This window comes from Lujinxingia sediminis (assembly GCF_004005565.1).
Taxonomy (GTDB): domain Bacteria; phylum Myxococcota_A; class Bradymonadia; order Bradymonadales; family Bradymonadaceae; genus Lujinxingia; species Lujinxingia sediminis.
Window position 1 is genome coordinate 82,051 of sequence record NZ_SADD01000007.1, and the last position, 12,539, is coordinate 94,589.

At 64.6% G+C, this 12,539-nt stretch carries 9 protein-coding genes; 8 read left to right on the top strand and 1 reads right to left on the bottom strand.

Annotation, left to right across the window (positions count from 1 at the left end; all coding sequences use genetic code 11):
* Positions 1–303: 303 nt before the first annotated feature.
* The 8 genes from EA187_RS13010 to EA187_RS13045 all read left to right on the top strand — a co-directional run bounded on the left by EA187_RS13010 (position 304) and on the right by EA187_RS13045 (position 11,645).
* Entirely contained in the window at positions 304–1,074 is a 771-nt protein-coding gene (locus EA187_RS13010; protein ID WP_127780533.1) for a hypothetical protein, read from the top strand.
* Positions 1,075–1,141: 67 nt separating this feature from the next.
* Positions 1,142–1,843 carry a CoA transferase subunit A gene (locus tag EA187_RS13015; protein ID WP_115605384.1) on the top strand — a complete coding sequence of 234 codons (702 nt, stop codon included), beginning with the start codon at positions 1,142–1,144 and terminating at the stop codon, positions 1,841–1,843.
* Between the two features lie 60 nt (positions 1,844–1,903).
* Positions 1,904–2,563 carry a CoA transferase subunit B gene (locus tag EA187_RS13020; protein WP_115605386.1) on the top strand — a complete coding sequence of 220 codons (660 nt, stop codon included), beginning with the start codon at positions 1,904–1,906 and terminating at the stop codon, positions 2,561–2,563.
* 131 nt (positions 2,564–2,694) lie between these two features.
* Positions 2,695–4,818: a ribonuclease catalytic domain-containing protein gene (locus tag EA187_RS13025; protein WP_127780534.1), complete on the top strand. Its 2,124-nt coding sequence runs from the start codon at positions 2,695–2,697 to the stop codon at positions 4,816–4,818.
* An 87-nt stretch (positions 4,819–4,905) separates the two neighbouring features.
* Positions 4,906–5,250: a hypothetical protein gene (locus EA187_RS13030; protein WP_127780535.1), complete on the top strand. Its 345-nt coding sequence runs from the start codon at positions 4,906–4,908 to the stop codon at positions 5,248–5,250.
* Positions 5,251–5,423: 173 nt separating this feature from the next.
* Positions 5,424–9,203, top strand: coding sequence for a serine/threonine-protein kinase (locus EA187_RS13035; RefSeq protein WP_127780536.1), 3,780 nt, complete (start codon positions 5,424–5,426; stop codon positions 9,201–9,203).
* Positions 9,204–9,294: 91 nt separating this feature from the next.
* The gene (locus EA187_RS13040; RefSeq protein WP_115605394.1) at positions 9,295–10,113 is read left to right on the top strand and encodes a hypothetical protein; all 819 of its coding nucleotides are present in this window, start codon (positions 9,295–9,297) and stop codon (positions 10,111–10,113) included.
* Positions 10,113–11,645, top strand: a complete 1,533-nt coding sequence (locus tag EA187_RS13045) for a radical SAM protein (RefSeq protein WP_206524322.1) — start codon at positions 10,113–10,115, stop codon at positions 11,643–11,645. Before EA187_RS13040 ends, EA187_RS13045 begins: the two co-directional genes overlap by 1 nt.
* Before the next feature lie 11 nt (positions 11,646–11,656).
* On the opposite strand, the gene EA187_RS13050 is transcribed toward EA187_RS13045, so the two are convergent.
* The gene (locus EA187_RS13050) at positions 11,657–12,442 is read right to left on the bottom strand and encodes a DUF3108 domain-containing protein (RefSeq protein WP_127780537.1); all 786 of its coding nucleotides are present in this window, start codon (positions 12,440–12,442) and stop codon (positions 11,657–11,659) included.
* Between the last annotated feature and the right edge of the window lie 97 nt (positions 12,443–12,539).

The following is a 12,539-nucleotide window of genomic DNA, read 5'->3' on the forward strand; positions in this document are numbered from 1 at the left end:
ATCGACCCCGACCGCCGTACAGACCCTTTTCCTGGCCACGAATCGCCCCCACACCGCCGGCGCCGCCCTTTCTGGACCGGGGACGCCTCCAGCGTTGTCCTGCCGGTCGGCCCCCGACCGCATCCAGGGCAACGTCTGACAAGGAGCAGGGATGAAGCTGTAGCTTTAGCTACCGCGAATCCCTGACGACGCCTCCAGCGTTGTCCTGGGGCGGTCGGCCCCCTATACTCCGGCCGACGTCGCCCTAACGACCGGCTGGCCTCTTTTTCTTGTGTATGCCAGCCCCTGAACCTGGAGCCTGCCATGGCTTTGCGCAATGTATTTCTGACCACGCTTATCGCTGCGCTCACGCTGCCTGCCCTTGCCAGCGCGCAGTACGTCGATCCCAACGACAGCGTTCGTTTTGAGTCGGACCTCTCCGATGATGAGTTCATGCTCACCGCCCGCGCCCGCGCGGTGGCCGTGCCCGGATTCTTACTCGGGCTTTTCTTCGACGAGCATCCCACCCACTGGTCCGAGGGCAACCGCAACTTGAGCTACGGCGCGGAGTTTGTGTGGCGCAAAGACCGCCGCTACGAGCTGAGCGCGGCCTTTGATTACGCCGACCTCTCCATGCCGGAGGCCTTCTGGCAGGAGTCCGGCGACACCGCCCAGCAGGCCGAGTGGACGGAGCTCGATATGCAGGTGGCCTCGGTGGTCTTTTCGGCCTACTGGTACTGGGATGTGCAGGAGTGGTTCTCGCCATTTGTCGGCGGCGGCATCGGCCCGGGCATTATCCTGGGCGACATCGTGCGCTACCAGCCTCGCCGCAACTCCCCCTGCTACAACAACCTCGGTGGGGGCGCCGGCGAGTCCTTTACCCCGCCGGAATGCCTCACGGCCGATGGAGAGCCCGACCCCAACGCAATCGACTTTGATAACCCCGAGATCGAAGATCGCGTGCCCCCGGTGGTGCCCATCATCAACATCAGCGGTGGCATGCGCTTTAACCTGGGCCCGCACGCCGTACTCAAACTCGAAGCCGGTTTCTACACCTACGTCTTCGCCGGACTCTCGCTGGGCGGACAGTGGTAAGCCTTTGATTTCATTTAGATACTTAACATCCACCCTTTCACGCCCCTAAGCACTTAAGGAGTGTTGCATGAACAAGGTCTACGAATCAGCAAGCGCGGCGATCTTCGACATCGAAGACGGCCAGACGCTCATGAGCGGGGGCTTTGGCCTCTGCGGTAACCCGGAGAACCTCATTCGGGCCCTGGCCGAGCGCGGCACCGGCGATCTCACCGTGATCAGCAACAACTGCGGCACCGACCACTACGGTCTGGGGATCCTGCTGCAGAACCGCCAGATCAAAAAAATGATCTCGAGCTACGTCGGTGAGAACAAGAACTTCGAGCAGCAGTTCTTAAGTGGCGAGCTTGAGGTCGAGCTCAACCCCCAGGGCACGTTGGCGGAGCGCATTCGCGCCGGCGGCGCGGGCATCCCCGCCTTCTTCACCCCCACCGGCTACGGCACCGTGGTCGCGGACGGCAAAGAGACCCGCGAGTTCGACGGCCGCCATTATGTGCTGGAGACCGCGCTCACCGCCGACTTCGCCTTTGTGAAAGCCTGGAAGGGCGACACCCAGGGTAATCTCATCTTCAAAGCCACCGCCCGCAACTTCAACCCGATGATGGCCGCCGCCGGGCGCATCACCATCGCCGAAGTTGAAGAGCTGGTGGAGCCCGGCGAGCTCGACCCCGACCAGATTCACACCCCCGGGGTCTTTGTGCAGCGTATTATTAAGGGCGAGAGCTACGAGAAGTGGATCGAGCAGCGCACCACGCGCCCGCGTCCCGAATAAGGCGCGCCTCCTCGAACCGGCTTTTCCACCCATCTTTCTACGATCTTTACGAGGTCAACGATGAGCTTAACCCGCGAACAACTCGCCATGCGCGCAAGCCAGGAGCTCGAAGACGGCTCCTACGTCAACCTGGGCATCGGCATCCCCACCCTGGTGGCCAACTACATCCCCGAGGGCGTCAACGTCGTTCTGCAGAGCGAAAACGGCCTGATGGGCATCGGCCCCTTCCCCTATGAAGGCGACGAAGATCCGGATCTGATCAACGCCGGCAAGCAGACCATCACCACCGTGCCCGGCTCGGCCTTTTTCGACAGCGCCGAGAGCTTTGCCATGATCCGAGGCGGCCACATCGACGTGACCATCCTGGGCGCGATGCAGGTCAATGAGCGCGGCGACCTGGCCAACTGGATGATTCCCGGCAAGATGGTCAAAGGTATGGGCGGCGCGATGGATCTTGTCAGCGGTGCCAAACGCGTCGTCGTACTCATGACGCACACCGCCCGCGACGGCTCCCCCAAACTTCTGGCCGAATGCGATCTTCCTCTGACCGGCGTGGGCTGTGTCGACCGCATCATCACCGATCTTGCCGTCTTCGATGTGGAAGGCGACCACCTGGTGCTGCGCGAGCTGGCCGAGGGCGTGACCCTCGACGAGGTCAAAGAGAAGACCCAGGCCCGCTTCGAGGTCGCCGACGACCTCAAGACCATCAGCCTGAGCTAAGCCCCCTGCATCACCGCCGCCTGCCGCGCGCCAGCCACCGCTCCTCGTAGCGGACCAGCAGCGCAGCAGGCGGCGTCGTTTCACCTCCTTCATCCTCCCTGCACCTCCCCTCCCCACGGACACCCCTGTTTATGAGCACTGAGATCGAAGCGGGCGCGCTGATTGAGTTTTCCACCGGCAACGACCACCGCTTGGGCGTGGTCACCGGCACCCTGGGCAAAAAGAAGCTCATCGTCTTGAGTGAGGGCGGCGACGAGATGCGCCCGGCCCGCAGCGATGTGACCTTCGAGCTGGGACGCGCCCCGGCCGACGACGCCCACCGCGCCGGCCAGAGGCTCAAGAGCACCGCCGAGGCGCTCGCTGAGCTCAAGACCGAGGTCGACGTGGCCATGCTCTGGGAGTTCGCCGGGGAGTTCGATGAGGCCCAGGGCCCCGGCGCGCTGGCCGAGCTGATGTTTGCCGAAAACAGCCCCAACCACCGCCTGGCACTGGTACGCGCGCTGCGCGAAGACTCGCTCTACTTCAAAGCAAAGCGCGATGGCACCTATGAGGCCCGGGACGCCTCCCAGGTCGCGCAGCTCCGCGAACAAGTGGAGGCCGAGGCCCGCAAAGAGGCCGAGCGTGCGTTGGTCTTCGACAAGTTGGCCGAAGTCCTCAAAGCCCCCGAAGACGACCGCCCGGCGATGATGCAGGAAGCCATGCGCATCGATCCTCTGCGCGACACGATCTTCTTGCTGCAAGACTTTGCCGCCCACGGCGAAGACTTCACCCACCGCGCCCGCGCCGATGAGGCTCTCGATGAGCTGGCCAAAGCCGCCGGCCGCGGACTCGCCGGCTACAGCCACCTCAAGGCCTTTACGCTGATGCGCGACCTCGGCCTTTGGGATGAGCATTACAATCTGGCGCTGCATCGTTTCCGCATCGACGAGGCGCTCCCCGAAGCGGTGGTTACCGAGGCGCAGCGCCTTGCCGACACCCCCTTTGAACCCGAGAGCTGGCGCGTCGATCTGAGCGATCGCTTCAGTCTGACCATCGACGATGCCTCCACCCGCGACATCGATGACGCCCTGGCCATCAATTCCACCGAAGATGGCGGCTGGGAGCTCGACGTGCACATCGCCGACCCATCCGCGATTGTGCCCCCGGACTCGCTGCTCGACGTTGAGGCGCGCCGCCGCGCCACCTCGGTCTACTTGCCCACCGGCGCCATTCCGATGTTCCCCCTCCAGCTCAGCGAAGATCGCATGAGCCTTGTCGAAGGAGAGCTTCGCCCGGCCATCACCACCCGGGTGATCTTCAACGCCGAGCTCGCGATCGTCGACACACAGGTCATCCCCTCGCTTGTGCGCGTCAAACGTCGTCTCACCTACGACGAGGCCGACGCACTGCTCGCCGGCGAGGGCAATGACCATGTCAGCCAGGTGCTCACGAACCTTCAGCATATCGCCAGTGAGCGCTACGCCTGGCGCGCCGACCAGGGCGCCACCAACTTCGAGATCCCCGAAGCCAAGATCAGCGTCGACACCCGGGCCGAGCCTCCCGAGGTTCAGATCGAAACGCTCCCCTCGGACTCCCCCTCCCGCCAGCTGGTGAGCGAGCTGATGGTCCTCTGCAACGAGCAGATCGGGCGTTTTTGCGAGCGCAACGAGATCCCGACCATCTACCGCATCCAGGAGTCGCCCGATCTTCCCCTGGACGACGACGAGATCCTGAGCGTTCCCGAGGGGCTCCCACGCACCTTCGCCACCCTGCGGCGCATGAAACGAGGCGACCTCTCCACCCGCCCCGACAGCCACTTTGGCCTGGGACTGCATACCTACGTGCAGGCATCGAGCCCGATCCGTCGCTACTCCGATCTGATCTGCCAGCGCCAGCTCAAAGCCCACCTCTCCGGCGAGCCACTGCCTTATAACGCCGAGGAGATGCTCCAGGTGCTGGCGGCGGTCGAGAGCTCGATTCGCGAAGCCTCCCTGGCCGAGCGCGAGACCAAACGCTACTGGCTTTTCGAACACCTCAAAGCCACACGCGGACAGGTCATGCACGCTATCGTGTTGGAAATAAAAGACGAACGGGCCGGACGAGCTTCTGTCTTTATGGAGGAGTGTGCTTACAGATCCAATTGTAGCCTGAAGCAGAAGGCCGCCGTCGGCGATCGCATCGAGGTCGTCGCCGATCGGGTGGACGCACGTAGCGATCGACTCTCGCTTCGCCAGCACATCCCCCCCGTCGACACTCAGGAGGTAAGCGCCGACTGAGCGTTACGCCTGCGGCACACTGCTTTTTCACCGCGCGAGGTCCAGCAGTCATCGCGTCCTACCATCGTCTCCTACGGAGGTTCGACCATGACGTATCAAAACAGCTACGAGCTGGAGCTCGACGTGGGCTTCGCCCTGCTCGAACAACTCGAAGGCCCGCAGGGCGCAGCGCGCTACCGTTCCACTCCCGACGAGGACGCCTTCACATCCCTGATGCTCACCGGCGTCTACGGTGGCGACATTGACCCGGATCGTTCCCAGGAGTTCTGGGTCTACAACATCGTGCTGCCCGAAGATCTGGACGAGCTTGATGAGGATCTAAAGTCGGTGCTCCGCGAGGAACTCGACAGCCTCTTTGAGGGCTGGGTCTTCGATGAGCGTCGCGGCAAAGTCTACATCCTGGCCGATGGCGAGTCGGCCACCCTCTCCTGAGCGCTACGCACTTGAACGCCGCCGCTTCTGCCCGCGTGGGCGCTGGCGGCGGCGCATTCTTTACGGGTGAAAAAAACTCGGCGATGGGTTAGGGTTGTTCCAACATGGTTTCCACTTGAGCTGACGCCTGTGCACCGGTGCGTCAGCCACCAACCGCGGCATGCTCGACGTTCATGGCCATTCTCACTGAAGGAACCGAAGTCGCCGGACGTTTTGTCATCGCCGAGAGAATCGGTGAGGGCGGCATGGGCGCGGTCTACCGCGCGCTGCAGACCTCGCTTGATCGCGAGGTCGCGCTCAAAGTCCTGCACTCCGATGCGGCCTTTACTCCGCGTGCGCGCCGCCGCTTTGGTCGAGAGGCCCGGGCGGTCGCCCGGCTTAACCACCCGCACATCGCCAGCGTGTTTGACTTCGGCACCGACAACGATGACCAGACCTTATGGCTGGCCATGGAGTTGGTCGACGGCCACGGGCTCTCGCCACTCAAACGCGAACCCATCGACATCCTGCGCATCGTCTCGCTCAGCGATCAGATCTTAAGCGCTCTGAGCGCCGCTCACGCCCGCGGCATCATCCACCGCGACCTTAAGCCCTCCAATATCCTGGTGACCCGCGATGACGCCGGTCGCGAGATCATCAAGCTGGTCGACTTCGGCCTGGCCGCCACCCGCTCCGGTGACGACAGCAGCCTGGGCCTGGCCGGCGCCCCGGGCGGCCTCGATGATGAAGACAGCGAGGCTGGCGCCGGAAAACGCGTCATCCTGGGCACCCCGCGCTACATGGCTCCCGAGCTCTTCCGCCGCCAGCCGGTCGAGCCCCGCGTCGATCTTTACGCGCTGGGAATCATCCTCTTTGAGATCTTCTCGGGCATGCCGCCCTACCCCGGCGATGAGCCCCGCGAGGTGATGCGCGGCCACCTGCGCGCGCCCATCCCCCGGCTGCGCTCGCGCGAAGGCGACCTCCCCGCAGAGCTTGAACGCGCCATTTACCGACTGCTCGCCAAAAACCCCGCCGAGCGCTACCAGACCGCCGCCGAGGTGCGTGACGCCCTGCAGGCGGTCATCAACGAGTTCAGCTACGTGCCCTGGATGGTCACCGGCCCGAGGCTCGGGGATCCGGGCCTGGGCGCCCACCCCGGCAACCTCTCCCACGCCGGTTTTTTAAGTGGCTACGGGGGCCAGACCATCCCCCCCTCTCATCTGCTCGCCGGAGACACCTCCCACCACGGCCCCGGAGGCGTGCCCCAGGCCCCGCTCGTCGGCCGCGAGCGCGAGCGACGTCTCATTGAGCGCCAGGTCCGCCAGACCGTGAGCGTCGGCCAGGGCGGCGTCCTCTTTCTGGAAGGCGAAGCCGGCATCGGCAAAAGCCGCCTGCTCGAGTGGGCCCGCGTACGCATCGAAGAAGCCGGCGTGATGCGCGTCGCTTCCGGCTCCCACGCCCGGGGCAACACCAACTTCGGCGGCATGCGTCAGATCCTGCAAACCATTCTGCAGACCACTGACATCCACGTCGACAACCTCGCCGAACACCTCGCAGCCCGCCTGGGCCCCTGGGGCTTCTCGGCCGAAGAAGCCGACCTCTGCCTGCAGTTGATGAGCCCCGGCGGCGAGAGCGCCATCTTCGAAGAACGCGACTCCGGCGAGCGCCGCCTCTCGGTCCAGGAGCGCGTCTTCGCCATGATCGAACGCGTACTGCGTGAAGCCGGCAAAGAGAAACCCTGGCTCATCGTCCTCGAAGATCTCCATTACAGCGGCGATGAGACCTTTGCCTTTTTGCAGCACCTCGCAGTCGGCATGCACCTCGATCCGATGCCTGTACTCATCGTCGCCACCCTGCGCGCCGAAGAGGTCGACCAGATCCCCGAGATGCGCTACGCGCTTGAGCGTCTGGAGCGCCTGGGACCTGAAAACGTCCTGCGCATCCCGCTCACCCACCTCGACCCCTCCGACGCCAGCTCCCTGGTGCTCAAGATCGCTCCGGTCGATGACGCTCTGGCCCGCCAGATCGCCCGCCGCGCCAGCGGCAACCCCCTGCACATCACGCAAATTCTGGGCTACCTCCAGGAGAGCGGCAAACTGCAATGGGAGAGCGGCGAGTGGAAGTTGGCCCCCGGCGTTGACATCCAGCATGAGCTCCCCGAAGAGCTCGCCGAATTGATGCGCTACCGCCTCAATCGCCTGGCCAATCGCAGCGAAGACGCCGAAGCCACCCGCGCCATCCTCGACCGCGCCGCAATCCTGGGTTCCGGCTTCGACTACGCCCTGCTTCGCGCCTTCCTCGGCGCCGAAGACAACGCCCCCTGGCTCGACCGCCTCGATGAAGTCCTCGAAGCGCTCGTCGAACAGGGATTTTTGCGCGAAGTCGGTAAAGGCGGACGCGACGTCCTCGAATTTGCCCACGTGGTCATGCGCGACGTCCTTCTCAAAGAAATGGAAGGGCGCCGAAGCCTGCGACACCTCCACCGCCTGGCCGCCGCAGCCAAAAAGACCTACTACGGCAAGCGCGCCCGCGAGCGCGCCATGGAGCTCGTCGACCACTATCGCCATGCCCGCGAGCCCTCCGGCGTCTACGCCTTTACCGTCAAGGCGGCCCGTGCCGCCGCCGAAGGCGCCGACCTCAAACGCGCCATGGCCCTCTACCGCGACGCCAAGCAACTCGCCGACACCGATCAGGTCTCCATTGAGAGTCCGCTCATCCAGGACGTCTCCGGGGTCTTAAGCTCCGAAGAGGTCGCCCTGGAAGTCGCCCACCTGGAGCGCCGCGTCGGTGAGTACGACTCCGCCCGCGAGCACTACAGGCGCCTGCTCGGCGAGCAGAGCCCCGCCGTCGCCCTCTGGGCCCGCTGGGGCCTCGGCGAGCTCAGCCGCCTGCAGGGCGACCTCGATGACGCTCGCACCTGGTTTGAAGCTGCGCGCCGCGAGGTTAAAGACATCTGGCAAACCCTGCGCACCCGCGACATTCGCCAGACCCTGCAGGTGGTCGACACCTACGCCCTCTTCGGCCTGGGCCGTCTGGCTCACGCCCAGGGACTTCTGCCCGAAGCCCAGCGTCTTCTTGAAGACGGCCTGGAGCGCGCCCAGAAGATCCAACATCGCGTACTCGAAGCCTCCATGCTCCGCCTGCTCACCGACGTCTTCTGGCGCCAGGGCAACGCGCGTCGTGCCGAGGTCTTCTTCCGCCGCGCTGCCATCCTCGAAGAGAGCCTGGGTGATGTCGAGGCAATCTCCTTTGGTCAGCGCCTGGCCGCCGACTTCCTTCGTGAGGTCGGCCAGCCCAAAAAAGCACTCGACCTGGCCGCCCGCGCCCTGGAGCAGACTGAGAGCCTCGGTCAGCGCCATGACGCTGCTTACTGCCAGCTCACCCTGGGCAAACTCGCCTACTCTCGCGCCGACTTCAAAGCGGCAGCCAAACACCTGCGCCATGCCCACACCACCTTTGAAGCCATGCGCGACCGCCACGGCATCGCCCACTGCAACCGGGCCCTGGCCATGCTCGCCTTCGCCGTGGATCGTCACCGCGAAACGCACACCCTGATCACCGAAGCGATGGAAGGCTACCGCGCGTTAAGCGATCGCCACGGCCTGACCTGTGCTCGCCTGATACTCGGACGCCTGGAACTTGCCGTCGATAAGCCGGAGCGCGCGCTCAAGACACTCACCGACGCCGTGCAGCACTTCGACCGCATCGGCGAGCGACGTCTGGTGAGCTGCGCGCGCGCCTTCTACGCCCTGGGACTGCTGCGCAACGGGGTCCATGGCGAGGCCATGCTCGTCGTCGATCAGCTCCTCAATGACGCCCCCGAGCTTGCCCTGGCCGAAGAGAGCTTCGCTGACGCTTTTGACAAAATCGCTGCCCTCATCGAAGATGAGCGCCCCGATCTGGCCGCGCGCCTGCGCGAGCTCGCCACCGAGACCTCCCAACGCCTGGGACGACCGGTCGCCGCAACGGTCTAACGCCACCCCTTGATCCTCGCCATGATGTTGCCCCCTCGTCTCCGAACTTAACGGCGGCGTTTCCTTTTGTTTTGACCTGAGAGCACCCCCGATGAATCAGGATCAGCTCGAACACAAGCTCATCCCCTACGTGCTCACCACCGCGCGTAACCTCCCCTTCCTCGACCTGGAGGTCGACATCGGTCGCCCCCTCGAGGTGCTCCGTGTCGAAGACGATCAAAATGGCGAATTTTGCTCGATCCTTAACCGCTCCAACCAGGAGGCTTTTGGCGGGCCCGACTCCATGGGCATGCCCCTGTGGGTGATGCTCGACTGCGCCATCCTCCCCTCGGCCGTCATCGGCTTCATGCTGCCCCGCGCCGACACCCCACCCTCCATCCTCGAAAAGCTCGACATCGACGATGACTACGAGGGCTTTGTCCCCATCTCCGAATACTGCGCCTGCCCCACCGTCGAGGCCGACTGCGTGAGCGGCTTCTCGCTGCACAGCCACCTGATGGGCCAGGGCATCGCCACTCGTACCAAAGCACTGGCACTGGCCATCTATAAAGCACGCTTCCAGGTCGGTGTGACCCAGTTCTACAACCCGGCCATCCGCGTGCATGTCCGTTTCGGCGCGATGGAGATGACCATTCACCGCCCCAGCGTGCACACCTACCCCGAAGACAGCTTCGTCTACCGCCTGGAGCTGCCCTCGCGCGAGGTACTCATCAACATGGCTCGCGGCGATGATGTCTTCGGACAGAGCAACATCCCCGAAGGCGTGCGCTGGGAATTCGATCCCAACAACGAGATGATGCAGGGACGCCTCTCGCGCCATCTTCAGGAGGGCGGCCGCGCCTGGCTGATCCCGCCGGGCTGGCGCGCCAGCGATGACGGCTGTGAGCTTCACATGGTCCTGGACGCTTAATGGCCACCAGCTACGAACTTAAGCAACACGTCGAAACCCTCCTCGATGACGAGCGCGGCACCATCTTCAAAGAGGCGCCCCACCGCGTCGCGCTCGTCTACCCATCGCCCTACCGCGTCGGCATGAGCTCGCTGGGCTTTCAGACGATCTACCGCGTGCTCAATCAGCGCGATGATATCGTCTGCGAGCGTAGCTTCTTGCCTGACGATCCCGACCTCTACCGACAGTCCAACACTCCGCTCTTCACCTACGAGTCTGAGACACCGGTGGGCGACTGCGACGTCATCGCCTTCTCGCTCTCTTATGAGCTCGAACTCATCGGCATCATGACCTGCCTGGAGCTCGCCGCCATCCCGCTTCGCGCGGAAGACCGCGGCGAGAACTGGCCGCTTGTGATCATCGGCGGCCCCATCACCTTCTCCAACCCCCTGCCGGCCGGTCCCTTTGCCGATGTCATTGTGATGGGCGAGGGCGAAGAGCTCATCAACGTGCTCATCGACTGGTGGAAGGATTATGACGATCGCGAGCGCTACCTGCGCGATGTCGCGATGCTCCCGGGCGTCTACGTGCCCTCGATCCACGGGGAGACCTTCCGCACCGTCGCCCAGGCCCGCGACACCTGCCTGCCTGCCTACAGCCCCATCATCACCCCGCATACCGAGCTCAGCTCCATGCACCTTGTCGAAAACGGACGAGGCTGCCACCGCGGCTGCTCCTTCTGCGTGATGCGCCGCACCACCAACGGCGGCATGCGCGCCGTCGCCCCCGAGCGTGTGCTCGCGACCGTCCCCGACTACGCCACCCGCGTGGGTCTTGTGGGAGCCGCAACAAGCGACCACCCCAAGATTCTTGATATTTTACGCGCACTTGTCGACTCCGGCCGCGAAGTTGGCCTCTCCAGCCTGCGCGCCGATCGCCTCGGTGACGAGTTCGTGGGCCTGCTCGCAAAAGGCGGCGCTCGCACCCTCACTGTGGCCAGCGACGGCTCCAGCCAGCGCATGCGCGATTTTGCCAAAAAGCATATCAAAGAGAAGCACCTTCGCCGCTGCGCCGAGCTGGTGCGCGACCACAACATGAAGCTGCTCAAGCTCTACATGGTCATCGGCTACCCCGGCGAAACCCTCGACGATATGGATGAGATGATCGACTTCATGCTCGAGCTCTCATCGATCTGCAAAGTCGCCCTGGGCATGAGCCCGCTGGTCGCCAAAAAGAACACCCCCCTCGACGGCTCACCCTTTGAGGATCACAAGAGCCTGGAGACCAAGATCAAACACGTGCACAAAAAGCTCGGCCGTAAGGTCGACATCCGGGCCACCTCGGTGCGCTGGTCCTGGATCGAGCACGCGATCTCTCAGGGAGGCTTCGACATGGCCGACGCCGCCCAGGCCGCCTACACCAACGGCGCGGGCTACAGTGCCTGGAAGCGCGCTATCCGCGACCATAAAAAAGGGGCGCCCCCGCTGCGCGTCCCGGAAAGCGAGCGGCTGCAACCCGGTGCCATCCTCCCCGAAGAGCTCGCCAGCATCTAAGCGTCCAGGAGCTACTCGCAGCTTCCCGCCTGATGCGCCTGCAACGCGATGCGCACCCGGCCAATCGGTGCCAGAAAGGCCATCTCCACCGGCAACGCACGCTCCGAGAGCTCCATCCAGATCGCTCCCAGCTCTTCCGCCCCCTCTCCCGAGGGCCGCGCAGCCTGATCGACGCCGTGGCTTAAGTGTGTCCGCTGCAACACAAAGCGCTGCGCCCGCACCGACCCCACCGGCGTCCAGCGCTCCTCCACCTCGGCCGGAATCGCGTCCAGGTACACCAGCTTCCAGCCGTCCCACACCACAAAACGTTGCCGAGCCTCCAGCGACTCGCCACGCCCCACCCGCTCCCTCAACGCCAGCATCCAGCTCAACAGGTCGTGTCCGCGTCCCGGCAACAGCGCCTGCTCGCGCCGCGTCACCCCCCGAAACTCCCACTCGGTGCGCACCCGGGGCTCCCCGCCAAAATGGCTTCGGTAGCGGCGCGGCACCCCATCCTCCTCGATGAACGTCTGCGCCCGCACCGCCCCCTCACCCACGCGCACGACCGTATCCAGCTGCACCCGAAAGGGATGCACCTGACTGGCCATCCCCCGGCTCCTGGCAAAAAGCCTCCCCTGCACCTGCGCCTCACGCTCGCAACCGACCTCCAGCGCTAGATCCGCCAGATGCGCCGGCCCGTAGCTCACCCGGTAGCGCGCCCGCTCTCCCGGCTCCGCCGCCTCGGCAATGCCACCGGGCAACGCCCACAGCGCCACCAGCGCCAACGCTGCGATCACCGCCCCCCGCCTTGCTCTCATCCACGTTATCGAGCGCAACTTCAGCCTCAATGCTCCAAAAAAAAGCGGGCAAGCCCGCGAGAAACTCGCCGCTTGCCCGCTTGTACTTCGACGCAGA